The 15465-nt window shown below is 52.0% G+C and carries 15 protein-coding genes; 10 read left to right on the plus strand and 5 right to left on the minus strand.

Translation table 11 applies throughout. From position 1 onward, the window contains the following. Positions 1-191: 191 nt before the first annotated feature. Positions 192-1217: a tRNA (adenosine(37)-N6)-threonylcarbamoyltransferase complex transferase subunit TsaD gene (gene tsaD, locus Kalk_RS16830; RefSeq protein WP_101895362.1), complete on the plus strand. Its 1026-nt coding sequence runs from the start codon at positions 192-194 to the stop codon at positions 1215-1217. Between the two features lie 8 nt (positions 1218-1225). On the opposite strand, the gene plsY is transcribed toward tsaD, so the two are convergent. After that, a complete protein-coding gene (gene plsY, locus Kalk_RS16835; RefSeq protein ID WP_101895363.1) occupies positions 1226-1858 on the minus strand; it encodes a glycerol-3-phosphate 1-O-acyltransferase PlsY in 633 nt (210 codons plus the stop codon). 102 nt (positions 1859-1960) lie between these two features. On the opposite strand from plsY, the gene folB reads away from it, so the two are divergent. After that, positions 1961-2317: a dihydroneopterin aldolase gene (gene folB / locus Kalk_RS16840; RefSeq protein WP_101895364.1), complete on the plus strand. Its 357-nt coding sequence runs from the start codon at positions 1961-1963 to the stop codon at positions 2315-2317. Beyond that, positions 2317-2802: a 2-amino-4-hydroxy-6-hydroxymethyldihydropteridine diphosphokinase gene (gene folK, locus Kalk_RS16845; RefSeq protein WP_101895365.1), complete on the plus strand. Its 486-nt coding sequence runs from the start codon at positions 2317-2319 to the stop codon at positions 2800-2802. The genes folB and folK overlap by 1 nt, the downstream gene beginning before the upstream one ends. Positions 2803-2823: 21 nt before the next feature. Here folK and Kalk_RS16850 read toward each other — a convergent pair whose 3' ends face one another. Both Kalk_RS16850 and Kalk_RS16855 read right to left on the minus strand, forming a co-directional pair. Further along, the gene (locus tag Kalk_RS16850; RefSeq protein WP_101895366.1) at positions 2824-3561 is read right to left on the minus strand and encodes a pteridine reductase; all 738 of its coding nucleotides are present in this window, start codon (positions 3559-3561) and stop codon (positions 2824-2826) included. Next, positions 3558-4823, minus strand: a complete 1266-nt coding sequence (locus tag Kalk_RS16855) for a multifunctional CCA addition/repair protein (protein WP_101895367.1) — start codon at positions 4821-4823, stop codon at positions 3558-3560. The genes Kalk_RS16850 and Kalk_RS16855 overlap by 4 nt, the downstream gene beginning before the upstream one ends. Positions 4824-5228: 405 nt before the next feature. Between Kalk_RS16855 and Kalk_RS16860 the strand changes: the two genes are divergently transcribed. Together Kalk_RS16860 and Kalk_RS16865 are read left to right on the plus strand one after the other, a co-directional pair. Continuing rightward, positions 5229-6128: a DMT family transporter gene (locus tag Kalk_RS16860; RefSeq protein WP_101895368.1), complete on the plus strand. Its 900-nt coding sequence runs from the start codon at positions 5229-5231 to the stop codon at positions 6126-6128. A gap of 118 nt (positions 6129-6246) precedes the next feature. Next, positions 6247-6861 carry a class I SAM-dependent methyltransferase gene (locus Kalk_RS16865; protein ID WP_101895369.1) on the plus strand — a complete coding sequence of 205 codons (615 nt, stop codon included), beginning with the start codon at positions 6247-6249 and terminating at the stop codon, positions 6859-6861. A 7-nt stretch (positions 6862-6868) separates the two neighbouring features. Here Kalk_RS16865 and fabR read toward each other — a convergent pair whose 3' ends face one another. Further along, positions 6869-7519 (minus strand): HTH-type transcriptional repressor FabR, encoded by a 651-nt coding sequence (fabR, locus tag Kalk_RS16870; protein WP_101895370.1) that lies wholly within the window; start codon positions 7517-7519, stop codon positions 6869-6871. A gap of 326 nt (positions 7520-7845) precedes the next feature. On the opposite strand from fabR, the gene Kalk_RS16875 reads away from it, so the two are divergent. Both Kalk_RS16875 and Kalk_RS16880 read left to right on the plus strand, forming a co-directional pair. Next, on the plus strand, positions 7846-9216 hold the full coding sequence (locus Kalk_RS16875; protein ID WP_101895371.1) for a wax ester/triacylglycerol synthase family O-acyltransferase: 1371 nt from the start codon (positions 7846-7848) through the stop codon (positions 9214-9216). 74 nt (positions 9217-9290) lie between these two features. Beyond that, positions 9291-11282 carry an SDR family oxidoreductase gene (locus Kalk_RS16880; RefSeq protein WP_101895372.1) on the plus strand — a complete coding sequence of 664 codons (1992 nt, stop codon included), beginning with the start codon at positions 9291-9293 and terminating at the stop codon, positions 11280-11282. A 51-nt stretch (positions 11283-11333) separates the two neighbouring features. On the opposite strand, the gene Kalk_RS16885 is transcribed toward Kalk_RS16880, so the two are convergent. Next, positions 11334-13007, minus strand: a complete 1674-nt coding sequence (locus Kalk_RS16885; RefSeq protein ID WP_101895373.1) for an MORN repeat-containing protein — start codon at positions 13005-13007, stop codon at positions 11334-11336. A 165-nt stretch (positions 13008-13172) separates the two neighbouring features. Between Kalk_RS16885 and Kalk_RS16890 the strand changes: the two genes are divergently transcribed. From Kalk_RS16890 to Kalk_RS16900, 3 genes are all read left to right on the plus strand, one after another. Next, positions 13173-13427, plus strand: coding sequence for a hypothetical protein (locus Kalk_RS16890; protein WP_101895374.1), 255 nt, complete (start codon positions 13173-13175; stop codon positions 13425-13427). A 283-nt stretch (positions 13428-13710) separates the two neighbouring features. Then, entirely contained in the window at positions 13711-14970 is a 1260-nt protein-coding gene (locus Kalk_RS16895) for a transglycosylase SLT domain-containing protein (RefSeq protein WP_101895375.1), read from the plus strand. Beyond that, on the plus strand, positions 14967-15455 hold the full coding sequence (locus tag Kalk_RS16900; protein ID WP_101895376.1) for a hypothetical protein: 489 nt from the start codon (positions 14967-14969) through the stop codon (positions 15453-15455). Before Kalk_RS16895 ends, Kalk_RS16900 begins: the two co-directional genes overlap by 4 nt. Positions 15456-15465 lie beyond the last annotated feature (10 nt).

Raw genomic sequence — 15465 nt, forward strand, 5'->3', positions numbered from 1 at the left:
TACTAACCATCGCTTTACGGCCGTGGCCATAGGGGTGCCGCATTTTAATGGCATTGATCTGTAAATGCAAAGGCCCTTTCTCCAGTAAAGTAGATTTTTTCGGTTGGCGTCGATTTAGGGGGCTGCTGGCGGTAAACTTCCCGCAGATTCCACGTCTTAGGCGTGTTTAATGAAGCTGATTAGGTAGGTTTGTGCGAATTTTAGGCATTGAAACGTCTTGTGATGAGACTGGCGTTGCGCTTTACGACAGCGAGAAAGGCATTATAGCGGAGGCTTTGTACAGTCAGGTAGAGCTGCATGCAGAGTATGGTGGTGTGGTGCCAGAGCTGGCCTCCCGTGATCATGTGCGTAAACTGTTGCCCTTAATTGAGGAGGTGATGACGCAGGCCAAGTGTACCTCGGCTGAGATTGATGCCATCGCTTATACGTCTGGCCCCGGTTTGGTGGGCGCGTTGATGGTGGGCGCGGCGGTGGCGAAAAGCCTGGCGTTTGCATGGGGAGTGCCCTCGGTGCCTGTACATCATATGGAAGGACATCTGTTAGCGCCATTGCTGGAAGATCCGTCGCCAGAAGCCCCTTTTATTGCGCTGCTGGTCAGTGGTGGTCATACCCAGTTAGTGAACGTGACGTCCATTGGCCACTATGACATCCTCGGCGAATCCTTGGATGATGCCGCTGGAGAAGCCTTTGATAAAACGGCCAAGATGCTGGGGTTGGGCTATCCAGGCGGGCCGGCATTGGCGGTGGCAGCAGAGGGGGGCAACCCCGACCGGTTTCGGTTTCCACGGCCGATGGTGGATAGGCCCGGGCTGGACTTCAGCTTTAGCGGCCTGAAAACCTTCACTCTTAATACTCGTGATGATTGCGCTGCTGCGCCTGGTGGCCTTACTGAGCAGGATGTTGCTGACATCGCCTGGGCTTTTCAGGATGCGGTGGTGGATACCTTGATGTTGAAGTGTCGCAGGGCTTTAAAGGAAACGGGAGCGAAGCGCTTGGTGGTGGCAGGAGGCGTTAGTGCGAACCGTTTACTGCGACAAAAGCTGGCTGAGATGGTGCTTAAGCAGCGGGCCGAAGTATTCTATCCTCAGTTGCGATATTGCACCGACAATGGTGCCATGATCGCCTATGCAGGGTATCAGCGTATGCTGGCAGGGGCAGAGTCTGATCTTAAGGTGCAGGTGCGGGCGCGTTGGCCTCTGTCGGAGTTGCTTAGTTAGGTGCTTGGTCAGTCGCGCTGGCTGGTTTTGCGAAAGCTTTGCTCCTCGCCTTTGACCAGTTGGGTGATGTTATGACGGTGGCGAAACAGTAGCATTAAAGACAGCACTAAGATCGGATGAAATAACTCAGCTTTAAACAGCAGTACAATCAGTGGAGCCAGAAAGAAGGATGTGATCGAGGCCAGTGAGCTGATACGGGTGCTGGCAAACACCAGCAGCCAGAGGCCGCCGATCACCAGCATGGATGGCCAGTGCAAGGTTGCCAAAACGCCAAATGCGGTGGCCACGCCTTTGCCACCGCGAAAATCAAAGTACACAGGGTAAAGGTGGCCGAGGAACGCGCAAAAACCGCACAGAGCAGCGATCGACTCCGGCAACCCAAGTTCGCGGGCAATGATTATGGGGGCCACGCCTTTGGCAACATCGCCGATCAAGGTGAGCGCGGCAGCGAATTTGTTGCCCACTCTGAGCACGTTGGTGGCGCCGGGGTTGTGGGAGCCGGTAGAGCGTGGGTCGGGAAAGCCAAATATACGACACACCAGGATCGCTGCCGAGATAGATCCCAGCAGGTAAGAAAAAATCCACAGTACGATGGCGAGCAGGCTTTCCAGAATCTTGTCTCCCGTAAATGAGAATGACATTGTTTCACTTATATTGAGTGTGCTCAAGTTGCCACATCGCAAGTTGTCACATTCAGAGCATCTTGATAGATTGCCCTCAAACACGCTGAAGTAGGCCGAAGAATGGATATTGTTTATATACGTGACCTGAAAATACAAACCGTTATAGGTATTTTTGACTGGGAGCGAGCCATCAAGCAGACAGTCAGCCTGGATCTTGAGATGGCTACGGATATTCGCAAGGCTGCTGCCAGCGATCATATTCGTGATGCGTTGGATTATAAATCCGTTGCCAAGCGCATAATCAGCTTTGTTGAAGGCAGTGATTTCCAGCTGGTGGAAACCATGGCAGAAACCATAGCGGCCATTGTGCGGGACGAGTTTGGTGTGCCCTGGTTGCGTTTGCGCTTAAGTAAGCCCGGCGCGGTGCGCGGGTCTCAAGATGTGGGAGTCATCATTGAGCGGGGAGAAAAGCCCTGATGGCAAGGGTGTACTTGAGCCTGGGCAGTAATATTGATCGAGAGCGGCATATTCGAGCAGCTTTGGATGCCTTGGCGCACTCCTTTGGTGAGCTGGCGGTGTCGCCGGTCTATGAAAGTGAAGCCGTGGGCTTTGATGGGGATCACTTTTATAATCTTGTGGTGGGTGTCGATACGAATTTAAGTGTTGGCGAATTGCAGCGGTTAATCAAAGAAATAGAAGACGAAAACGGCCGCGAGCGCAGTGGCCCCAAATTCAGTGCCCGAACGCTGGATATTGATATTTTAACCTATGACGACTGCGTTGGTGATGTCGATGGAGTCTCGCTGCCTCGAGCTGAGATTGTGAAAAATGCGTTTGTATTGTTGCCCCTGGTGGATGTGGCCGGTGAAGAGCTGCATCCGCAGTTGCAGGTGACATACTCCCAGCTATGGGCGGAATACGACAAGACCAAACAGGCCTTGTGGCAAGTGTCATTGTTTTGATGGCGTGCCCTGTTAGTTGTACTAAAGGCTGCGGCCGCCATCAACAGCAATATCCTGCCCCGTAATATAGGGGGCGTCTTCTGCCAAAAAAAGAACGGCTTTGGCGATGTCCAGTTCTGTGCCTTCTCTTTGCAACGGTATCCCCGCCAGAATATTCCGCTTTTGCTCTTCGTTGATGTTGTGCTCTCCCTCAGGCCATAGCATGGCACCTGGTGAGATGGCGTTAACGCGCACATCGGGAGCCAGTGCTTTTGCCATTGAGCGGGTCAGCGTTTGCAGGGCTGTTTTTGCCATGCTGTAAGGGATGAAGTCTGCGTTAGCCTGGCTTGCCAGCGCATCGATGATGTTAACGACAGAGCCTTTGCTCTCTTTTAGTAGAGGAGCGAGTTGCTGGGTAAGGAAAAAAGGAGCCTGGGCGTTGCTGGCAAACAGATCGTTCCAGTGTTGTAGAGTGGTCTGGCCCAGCGCAGTGGGGTAGAACGACGAGGCGTTGTTTATCAGCAAGTCCAATCTGTGTTGCCAGCTGCGGGTTTGCTCTGTCAGTTGCTGCCACGCAGATGGGTCCGCCAGATCCGCATGCAGAGCGATGCAGGAGTGTGCTCGATTGTGATTGAGCTTATCTCGCAGGGCTTTGGCTTCAGCACCTGAATGGCGATAGTGCAGAATTATGTCGTAACCTTGCTGGTGTAAATATTCTGCTATGTATGCTCCGATGCGTTTAGCCGAGCCGGTGATAAGGGCAATTTTTTTGTCGTTCATGGTGTTTCTCTGACGTAGCTTTTTTTGATGTCGCCAATGGCGTTTATGCGACGCTTGCGTAATTCTGTGCCCAGCGTTTCACCGCGAAAGCCCAGATTGACCAGTACTTTTGCATGCACAGCGTTCGCTGCCTGGGCGCAATCTCTCAGGTAGTCTGCCTGAGTGTAGTCTCGGGTTTCAAATCCGGTGCGGCCTTTGGCATCTGCTTCGCAAGCCAGAAGAAAGTGTTCCAGGGTCTCTGGGCGGCGAAAAATATCTAACCCTTCAAACAAGCGCATAACTGTGCTGGGCCGCAATTCGAACGCTCGGTGGCTGTGGGTGTGGAAGCGCGCAACCAGGCTGCTGAGGCGCTTTACCGGATTGGGTGCTTTCAATCGTTGGCACACTTTCTTGCTGAGGAGGTCGCTGATGTCCTCATGCCCTGGATGACTGGGTAGCTGCTCTGGTGGCGTCAAGCCCTTACCCAAATCATGGCACAGAAGTGAAAACAGGATGGCAACGGTCTGTTCTTTGTCTATGTTTTTGGGCTGGGCCATGAGGGCTTTAGCTGCTTTTAGCGTCATCATCACGTGAACGCCGGTATCAACTTCCGGGTGGTGTTTGGGGGGTTGTGGAACACCAAACAGCGAGCTCAGTTCCGGAAAAATAACCGCCAGTGCACCGCACTCTTGCAGGGCTTCAAAGTAACGCCAGGGAGAAGGCTCCAGCAGTGCCTTTTCGGTTTCGGTCCAGACACGCTCGGGTGTCAGATGTTGTAATTCGCCGCTGGTGGCAATGTGGCGCATCAGCTTTCGGGTTTCATCTGCAATGGAAAAGCCCTGCTCGTCGAACCGCGCAAGAAAGCGTGCGACCCGCAACACCCGCAGCGGGTCTTCAACAAAAGCATCGGATACATGGCGCAGCTGTCGCGTCTGTAAATCTGTTTGGCCATTGAACGGGTCGATGATGTTGCCGCTGTCATCCTCGGCCATGGCGTTGATGGTCAGGTCGCGGCGGGATAGGTCCTCTTCCAGGGAGACGTCTTTACCAAAAAAACATTCAAAGCCGGTATAGCCCACGCCGGTTTTGCGTTCTGTCCGGGCCAGCGCATATTCCTCGTGTGTTTGCGGGTGGAGGAATACGGGGAAATCTTTGCCGACAGCCTGATAGCCTTGCTCCAGAAGATCTTGTGGCAGCGCACCCACCACTACCCAGTCCCGATCTTTTACTGGAAGATTCAATAGCTTGTCTCGTACGGCGCCGCCCACCAGATACACGTTCATTAAGAGTCTTTCCAATCTGCCTGTTAACCAGTTTGTGAATAATGTCTTAAACGCTGAAAAAATCGTTGACCGCCAATCGAATCAGCACCTATAGTGTAACGCAATCAGTCATAACTTTAGTGTTAATTACGTAATCGAAATGAGCATTCATCTCTTCGCAATCAGCAAGTTCGACTTTGTCGCCCCAGCCGCAGCATACAAACGCTGTGTGCTTGCCTGCGTCCGCGCATGGCGTATGGCAGGGATTGCTGCGGAGGGGATGCGGAATTAATCTATAAACCCTAAACCTGATTTTAAAAGGCCGCAGCGTTCCAGCAACCTGCGGCCTTTTTGTTTTCTGAAAGTTCTGCAGGTTGCCGAGAGTGGTGCGATTTCATCGAGGAGGAAAACAGGAGTGAACCAATCATGTCGGTGCCAGCTGCTTATCTTGCAGTAGTTTTAGTGTGGTCAACTACGCCTTTGGGTGTGCAATGGAGCTCCCAGGGGCTATCGCCTCTTGCGGGTGCATTAAGCCGTATGTTTTTGGCTGCTATCATCGGATGGATAGCGGCACGGCTGTTAAAGGTGGTGGTGCCATGGCATCGGCAGGCGATAAAAACCTATGCGGTTTCTAATATTGGTTTGTTCTTTGGATTAATGAGCGTGTATATCGGTGCCAAATACATATCCAGCGGTATGATTTCTGTGTTGTTTGGCTTGTCACCCATCGCCTCGGCAGTGATGGCGCGGTTTCTGTTGAAGGAGCCGCCCTTTTCTCTGGCCAAATGGATGGCAATATTGACGGGCGTGTCTGGGTTGCTGGTGATTTTCAGTCAGGATGTGGCGTTTACTGAGCGCGCGTACACAGGGTTTGCCCTTGTTGGTGTGGGCATGCTTTGTTTTTCGTTGAGTGGTGTCTTGATTAAGCGTGAGGCCACTACCTTGCATCCGTTGGCGCAAACGGTTGGTTCGCTGACCTTGGCGACGCCGCTGTATCTGCTGGCAGGTATGGTTTTTGGCTTGGAGGTGGATTCACCGCAGCCGCGTGCTATTGCTGCAATTCTGTATTTGACGTTGTTTGGGTCATTTATCGGATTTTTCTGTTACTTCTACATACTCAAGCACATGCAGGCCAGCTCGGTTGCATTGGTTACGCTGATTACGCCGGTAATAGCGATATCGTTGGGTGTGATGTTAAATGGTGAGACGGTAACAGAGAACCTGATTATTGGAACGGCAATGATCTGTACGTGTCTGTTGTTGTTTTATTGGGGCGATCTCTTGCTTGGGCGGATTGGGTTGCGAGTTGGTCGAATCAGTAACTGACGGTTTCGGCAATTGACCTGATGGGTGTGTTGATGTTGTATGGGTTTGCTATCCTGCATCAATGCACCTGTTTTAACTGGCGTGGGCTAATAAACCTGAGTTAAGAGACCCGAACAATATGAGTTTTTACGAAGATAGAATCTTTCCGATCTTTATGGAGTTGGCGACGAAAACGTTTCGTCGCGAAATCGCCGATCTATTGGGCTCTGCTGAGGGGCGCGTGCTTGAGATAGGGGCGGGAACCGGTGCCAATTTAGGGTTTTATTCCGCAGGGGTTTCGGAGGTTGTGGGAATTGAGCCGGTTGCTGCCATGCTGGACAAAGCGCATGGTGTCGTGGCGCGAGCAGGCTACGATTTTCCGATTACCCTGCAGGTAGGCGATGCCCGCGATTTACCGTTCGATGATGCCAGTTTTGACAGTGTGGTGGCGTGCCTGGTGTTCTGCACGATTCCGCAACCGGAAAAGGCCGCTGCAGAAATGCATCGTGTGCTGAAGCCGGGAGGCAAGGTGGTGTTTTATGAGCATGTGGCATCATCGAGGCCTGGGGTTCATGCATGGCAAAAGCGCATTAATCCATTGTGGCGCAAGCTGGCGTGCGGATGTGAAATAACCCGTGATACCCGTCAGCTGTTCGAGCGGGCCGGGTTCAGTTATCAGCAGATCAGCGATTTTGAGCACCCCAAGGTGCCGCCTCTGATGGCTCCTATCATCTCGGGAATTGCGGTCAAATAGCGTGTTGTTACGACAGCATCATGTTGCGTGACAGGTGTTGGGAATTGGCCATGGCTTCCGCTCCCCAGTAAATGGCGCGGATATGGTGGGCCAGCCGCTTTTCGGCTTCTTTCTGTTTTGCGTAGGGTAGGTCGGCGGTCGAGATGCCGAGATTGAACACCAATGTCGAGATGGCCTCGGCGATAAACAGAGGATTGGTGATCTTGCGGTTGCGATGCCGCATTTCCAATTCTATGATTTCCGCCAGCTGATGATTCAGCCCGATCAAGCAGCGTTGTATAGCGCGTCGGATCAGCGGGGAGTTGCCTGTTGCTTCTCGCGCCAATACCCGGAACAGGGCGCCATTATCCCTGAAGTGTTCCATGCAGACGGTAACGCTGCTTTCCACTATATCCTCGCCCTTTTCTTCTAATGCCTTCGCGTCTTGCAGGATTGCCTGCAGTGCGGTCTCGGCCTCTTTAACCAGAGCCAGTCCTAATTCTTCCATGTTTGCGAAGTGACGGTAAAAAGATGCCGGGGCAATGCCCGCTTCCTTTGCCACTTCACGCAGCCCCAGGCTGGAGAACCCTTTATCTTCATTCATTTTTTTTAAGGCGGCCGCCAGAATATTGGTTCTGGTCTGTTGTTTCTGTTCCGCGCGGGTTTTTGGTTCGGTCATAACTAAGCAAATTGATTCAGGTGCGCCATACTGATTGTGATCCGTTAAGGGAAGTTCTCGGATTCGGGGCGCAAAAAGGGAGTCCACATTCAGCTGATTAAGTGTACAAGTGTTTGCTGAAAAAGCAATGACATTCTCTGGTATTGTCTGATTGTTGGATTTAAGTCGGCTGATTTAGCCATTTTTGTGGCAAATATGGCCGCTATTTTCTTGCGTTTTATAAAAACCGGAGTATATTGGCAAACACTTGTTTGCTGAAATATGCGACGCTTTTTGTATACCCCTACGATTGTTTCAGCAGTCCATGTGGGCTAAGGGAATAAATTATGAGGACTTTCAATCAGTTGGCGCGTGAGCCAATGACCAATGTCGACACGGCTTGGTTGCGGATGGATTCGGACGAGAATTTGATGGTGATTAATGGCTTGCTGTTTTTTGATGAGCCAATGAGCCAGGAAGAATTTAAAACTCTGTTAGAAGAGCGTCTGGTCGCCCAGCATAAGCGTTTTCGTCAGCGCCCTGTATGTGAAGGCAATGCCTATTATTGGGAGGAGTTGCCAGAGCTGGATATGGATTACCATCTGACCTCGTTGGTGGTTGATGAAGAGGGTGATCCTGATGAAGCGTTACGACGAACCGTCAGTAAGCTGATTCCGCTACCATTAGAATCCGGAAAGCCCTTGTGGCGGTTTCATTTTGTGTCCGGCTTCAAGTCCGGCAGTGCGGTACTGGTGCGGGTTCATCACAGCTATGCCGACGGTATCGCTTTGATTTCAGTGCTTGATTCTATTGCCGATCATTCGGTGCTCCATAGCTCTCCGGCTGCTCGCTTTAAAACGCCGGAGCGTAAGCCAAAGTCCGATGCGGTTTTGCATCGGCTGGCTTTTTTGTTCACCAGCGTTCTGTTCTATCTAGGTTTTGCCGGCGCCTGGTTGTTTGAAATGTTGCGGGTTACGTTCTGTAGGCCGGATACCAAAACCGCATACAAGCGTGCGTTGTCTCCTAATAAAGAAGTGGGCTGGGCACCGTCGTTGCCGGTTGAACAGGTTAAGCAGGTGGGCAAGGCCATGGACTGCACTATAAACGATGTGATTCTTGGTTGTGTGGCGGGCAGTTTGCGGCGCTACCTTGAGCGCATCGGTGAGCCTGTGGCGGGTGTCTGCGTGCGCGCCACAATCCCTGTTAATTTGCGCCCGTTGGATGAGGCTCTAGACCTGGGCAATCGCTTTGGTTTGGTGTATCTGGAATTGCCGGTAGGTGGGGCTAGCCCCCATGATCGTATCAAGGCGGTTCAGCGCAGCATGAAAAAGCTGAAAAATGGTATGCAGGCTCAGATGAGCTACAACGTTTTGGGGATGCTGGGTTACTTTCCCAGTGTGATTGAGCGCTGGGCGCTCAAGTTTTTCTCCAGTAAGGCTTCCGCCGTTATGACCAATGTGCCTGGGCCGTCGGAACCGGTGGTGTTGATGGGTAGAAAGCTATCCAAGCCCATGTTTTGGGTGCCGCAGTCAGGTGGGATTGGTATCGGCGTCAGTATTTTAAGTTATGACAATAAGGTTGAGTTTGGGTTTGTGGCGGATGCGGCATTGGTGCCAGATCCGCAGGCTATGATTGATGATTTTGTTGATGAATTTAAGTCCATTCAAGCGGAAGTGTTGGGAGCGCTTTCGTTCGAAGGGCAGCTTTCTCAGGCGTAACACCTGGGTCGGTTTTATTAACTTTGGGAATGGCTTAGTCGGTTGGGCTAAGGGAATATTATGAGGTATTGGTTATGGCATATTTTGTAACAGGCGCAACGGGCTTTATTGGCCGCTATTTAGTGGAAAATCTACTTAAGCGGGAAGGTACAATCTATGTGCTGTGTCGTGAATCGTCGCTGGAAAAGGTAGAGGCGCTGCGCAAGAAGGTGGGTGATCTGGATGGCCGTGTTGTACCGGTAACAGGTGATTTGACTCAGCCTCGATTGGGCTTGAGCGATGCGGACCTGGCCAAGTTGGAAGGCAACATAAAGCATTTCTTTCATCTGGCAGCAATCTATGATTTAGCAGCCGGTGAAACCGAGCAGGTGCTTACCAATATCGAGGGCACGCGCAATGCCATGAATGCTGCAGAGGCCATCGGAGCGGGTTGCTTCCACCACACTAGCTCCATTGCGGCAGCGGGCATGTACCCAGGCATATTCCGTGAGGATATGTTTGAAGAGGCCGAAAAGCTTAACGATGCCTATCTTCGCACTAAGCACGAGTCCGAGGGGTTGGTGCGCAAACTATGCAAGGTACCATTCCGTATTTATCGACCCGCGATGGTCGTTGGGCATTCCAAAACCGGTGAAATCGATAAGATCGATGGCCCCTATTATTTCTTTACCCTGATTAAAAAGTTACGACAGCTACTGCCACCGTGGATGCCTGTGGTGGGTATTGAGGGCGGCCGCTTTAACCTGGTTCCCGTGGATTATGTGGCAGATGCGATGGATCATCTTGCTCATCAGGATGGATTGAATGGTAAGTGTTTTCACCTGACCGATGAGACTCATTACAAGATTGGCGAAGTGATCAATATTTTCGCCCGTGCCGGTCACGCTCCGCAAATGACCATGCGGGTTGATACGCGTATGTTCGGCTTTTTGCCGCCGTTTCTGCGTAAAACACTGAGCACCTTGCCACCGGTGCGGCGTATTACCAGTACGATCCTGGAAGATCTAGGTATTCCTCGCTCAGTAATGAAGTTTACAGATTACTACACCAAATTTGACAACCGCGAGGCTCGGGCTGCGCTGGAAGGCTCCGGTATCAGCTGTCCCAAGTTGGACACGTATGCGTGGCGCTTGTGGGATTTCTGGGAGCGCAACCTTGATCCTGATCTGTTTATTGATCGTTCGCTGGAAGGTCGAGTTGCAGATAAGGTGGTCGTGGTGACAGGAGCGTCCTCTGGTATTGGTAAGGCAACGGCGATAAAGCTGGCAGAAGCCGGTGCAATTGTGATTATGGCTGCTCGTAAGCCCACTAAGCTGGAAAAAGCCAAACAGGAAATAGAAGAGAAGGGCGGTAAGGTCTATTCCTATAGCGTGGACATCGCGGATATGGAAGATTGTGACCGTTTCGCCAAGCAGGTGCTGGAAGATTTTGGGCGCGTGGATGTGTTGATTAATAATGCAGGGCGATCTATTCGTCGTTCTATTAATCTATCCTATGATCGTTTCCACGATTTTGAGCGCACCATGCAGCTGAATTATTTCGGTTCTTTGCGCCTGATCATGAATTTCTTGCCGGTGATGGAGCGCAATCGCAGCGGTCATGTCATCAATATTTCATCCATAGGTACGTTGACGATGCCCGCACGTTTTAGTGCGTATGTGGCCTCCAAGTCGGCTCTGGACGCGTTTTCTCGCTGTGCTGCGTCAGAGTTTTCGGATTGCAATGTGCATTTTTCTACCATCAATATGCCCCTGGTGCGTACACCCATGATTGCACCTACCAAGATTTACGAGAACGTGCCTACTATCAGCCCCGAAGAAGCGGCGGATATGGTGGGTGAGGCGATCATATATCGCAGTAAGCGTATTGCGACCAAGCTGGGTGTGTTTGGGCAGGTGGTGCATGCGGTAGCGCCGAAGTTTGCCGAAATTATTATTAATACCGGCTTCCGTATGTTCCCTGATTCTGCAGCGGCGAAGGGTAATAGCGATGAGTCGGCTCCGGCGCCAGTGGTGTCCCCAGAGCAGATGGCGTTTGCTTATCTGATGCGAGGCGTGCATTGGTAATCGGGAGCTGATTGAGAAGAAGGCCGCGCTCATCCAGAACGCGGCCTTTTTTTAGCGTTGGATGCCGGGCAGGTTGTTTTTGGTGCTGAGACGGAATGCGCCGTGATCAAAGGCCAGCAGTTGCCCCTCATCATCACTGACTTGGAATTGAAACGAGCCACTGATCCATTCGCCATTATCCGATTCCACAACGACTTTGCCCGATTGTAAGTGATCGGCGCTGAGGTTGGCGCTTTTACTTTTTACCATGACGTCTTTCAGTGTGTAGTTACCGGGGCCTTTGTAGTCAGCTATGACCATGCGGATTTCGGTGTCACCGTGTACCGATACTATGTCAACGGCGTCGGAAAACAATGACGCCCGTTTTCGCCACCAGGCGCGCTCGGGAATCGCCATCAGGTCTTTCTCTGCCCAGTTTTCGCTGAAGTAAATATCGCTGCGATCGGTGCGCAGCTCAGCCACCGTGAGATGCTTTATTTGCTGCTTTTCCTGTTCCAGGGTTTGTGTGAATGCCTGGTTTGCATTTGGAATAGACATGGAGGCGCTGGCGTATTTCGCCTTTGCAGGGGTAGTGGGTTGCGACTTGGCTGGCTGAGCGGTGGATGCAACAGCGGGTGATTCAGGTACAAAGGGCTTGGCAACAGGGATGACTACAGCGGAGGCTGTGGCGGCCGTTACGATCGCTGCAGGTTTTTTCACTTTGGGTTTGGCAGCCGGTTTGGGATCTGGTTTGGCTGTTTGCTTGGATGGCTTTGCGGTTGTGGTTTTAGTGGTAACCGGTTTACTGGCGGGGGCTGCCGCTGTAGTTGTGCTGGCTGCCGAGGCCAATGTGCTTGTGGCAACCGCAGCAACGGCGACAGTCGCTGTTTTGGCGGCTGTTTTCGGCGCAGCAGGTGCCTTAGCTACTGCTACCGGTGCTTTCACCAGCTTGTTACGCTTGTATTGGCAGGGAGTGCTTTTGCCTGCCCGAGTGCAGCTGCCTTCGCCGTGGGCTTGGTCATGCTCAAACGTGCCTTGATATTGATAGCCCAGAGCGGACACCATTAAGCCCTCTCCATGGCGCATGCCTTCTACAAAGGGGCCTTCGTAGTAACCACCAGTGTTGTAATCAATGCGGCCGTTGCCATCTTGATTGCCATTGCGCCAGTCACCTGAATACACATCACCGTTGGGATAGAAATAACGTCCCTTGCCATGGGGCTTGCCGTCTTCAAACGATCCTTCGTACGTGCCGCCGGATATAAAAGTCAGGGTGCCGTAGCCGTGGGGTTTGCCTTCGTACCAGCCGCCATCGTAATAGGTATTATCGATGTAGGTCTGTCGGCCCTGGCCATGAGGTACCCCGGATTTGAATTCACCTTCGTAGATCGAGCCTGCGGCATAGCGGCGGATACCCTTTCCCTGAGGTTCATCCTTGTGCCAGCTGCCTTCGAATTCGTCACCGTTGGCATATTTCATAACGCCCTCGCCCTGGCGACGGCCATGATCGAATCGGCCCCAATATTGGGCACCATTGGCATATGTCAGGCTGCCATAGCCATGGGGTTGGCTTTTTAACCATTCACCTTCGTAACGGGCGCCATCGGGCCAGACGTGTTGTTTGCTTTCGGTTTGATATTCGGTGATGTTGAGATAGCTTTGCTGGTCAACCGGTTCCGCCTGTGTGTTCATGCAGAATACGAGTAACGCGCCCCAAACCCCTGTCTTGATTCGTATTGTTTTCATATGCAAACGCCTTAAAGGCGAACCCCAAGTGGTTCAAATTAGCCGGTTTACTGAATACCGGATCTTTTTTCTAAATAATTCCAAAATAATGCGCGGGTTTCAATGAGTGAGTTGTAACGCAGCCTATACTTACAGATGTTCGGAGTAAATTAAGAGGACAGCGAAATGTGGCTTGTTCAGGTAATTTGGGGCGTATTGCGCACAGAATGGACCTCTTCCGCCAAGCCCGATCCTCGGCATGGCTCTCGCCGCAGGCTCTGTAAATCCTATCGTCAGCGCCGTCAGCAGGTAAAAAATTTCTGGGTTGTAGCGGGGGTGCTGGTGTTGATTGAGCCGGCATTGCCGTTCGCCGTATTTGTGTCGCTGTTTACCACTTTTGTATCGTTCATGTATTTGGATGAGGCGGAGGAAAGTTCCTGACGGGTTACAAAAAAGCACAGTATATGTGAGTGCTTGCAAACCTGGGAGCGTCTGTGGCTGGATGGTCAGTTATAAGCTGATCCAACTTTGGCTGGATAAAATCTAACCAGGGTCGATCTAAATTCATGGGATTTGTCATAATTCTAACATTGAAAAGGATGATTAAATTTCACTGTAAATTCCGTAGTGAGACCCATTGGGCAAAACCAGCACCAGCCCCGCAGAAGGTCGAGCTACACTAAAGCGGTATGCGGAACAGCAATTTAAACTGATGAGGCTATAAGTGGCAGTTGAGCGTTTTGTTGACAGTAGCGTAATCCGTAAGTTGATTTTGCTGATCGTGATGGCGGTGTTCGCCAGTAACGGTTCGGCTAGCGGCGGCTGGGTTATCGAGCGCGATGATCGAGGCGACAGCCCTTTGCTGAAAGAGCGAAAGGCGATAGCTATGTCGCCGGAGCAGCGTGAACAGCAGGCATTGTCCGCCGCCTATAACCAGGCATTGGAAGCGGAGCAGGCCCGTATCCGGGATCACTGGGCCTCTCCTGAGGTCAGCAGCCAAACCCGCTGGGTGGCGTATTCCGACGATTATTCGTCTAAACGGGTTGTGGATTTCGAAGTCAATCAGATCGAAATCAGTATTGATGGAATCTACACTGGTAGCCGTTTGGATTTTACCGCGATGTCGTCAAAAGTGGGGTCACAACTGGAGTTGACCCTGGGCACTTCGATCAAGGCGGCGGTGGAGCAGGATCCGATTCAAAAAGCGATCAACCAGGCGTATGCCAGCGTGGATAAAGCGCCCGTAGCGGATGATGCGGGTGACGAGTTGGTGTTGAAGGAGTTGTTCACGGCCGCTCGCCCCAGTGCAGTGGATGTGCGTAATGCAGCGGCCACCTTGATGCGCAAAGCCTCCATACGTTATCAGGCGGTCAATGCCAGTTTGGCCTCGGTGCCGGTGAATACGGGAAGGAAGCTGACCTATGTTGTGCCGCTACCGGATAACCGTCTGCGCAAAAAAGTAATGGAATACCGGCCTGAGGTGAGCAAGAACGCTCAGCGTTTCTCATTAAGTTCTGACGTCATGATGGCCATTATTCACACTGAGAGTCATTTCAATCCGCTGGCCCGCTCCCACATCCCGGCGTTTGGTTTGATGCAGATCGTACCGTCGACAGCTGGTCGTGATGCCACCAAAAAACTGTATAAAAAGCCCACCCTGCTCAGTGCGCAGTACTTGTATAACCCCAAGAAGAATATTGAGGTGGGGGCGGCTTATCTGAGCGTGCTTTATTACCAGTATCTGAAGGACATCAAGAACCCGGAGAGCAGACTCTATTACACCTTGGCCGCCTACAATGCAGGTGCTTCTAATGTGGCTCGGGCATTTGTCGGAAAAGCCAGCTTTACGGATGCGGTGGATACCATAAACACCATGACTCCGGATCAAGTACTGGATCGGTTGGTGACCAAGTCACCCCACAAAGAAACCCGCGACTACGTGAAGAAAATTCTCAAGCGCCGGGCGTACTACGCGACACTATGAGGGTGAGAGAGGCGGGGGCAGCATTGCTGGGTCTTGTGTTGGCCGGTTGTGGTGCCGAGCGTCTGGAAGAAGTCAGTGGCGCTGTGGAGCAGCAACGGCTTGCGGTTGCTGCACTCGAGGCCCGTCTTCAAGCATTGGAAAGTGTGCCCGAGCTTTCTTTTATCCTGTCTGAATACCATGTGCAACTGGAAGAGCAGATGTTCCAGCCGTTGCTGAAAAGCAGTGCCCGCCTACAAGCCACTGGGGATAGTGTGCCTCATACATTTTATGTTGATATGTTGCTGCAGGTGGAGGTGCCATCGGAAGGTTTTGTGGCGGTGAATCGTCAGGTGTTTCCGGTGTTTGAAGGCAAAAGCCGGGTGGAGTTGACCCAGGTGTTGCCGATTCACGGTCTTGGTAAAGAGGATATCAAGGTCACCCTGCGGCCGATGAACTGGTATGGCAGTCAGCGCATTCCAGAGGCGCGGGTGACCTATCAAGAGTGAAGTCTGGCGT

This window comes from Ketobacter alkanivorans (assembly GCF_002863865.1).
GTDB classification, from domain to species: Bacteria; Pseudomonadota; Gammaproteobacteria; order Pseudomonadales; family Ketobacteraceae; genus Ketobacter; species Ketobacter alkanivorans.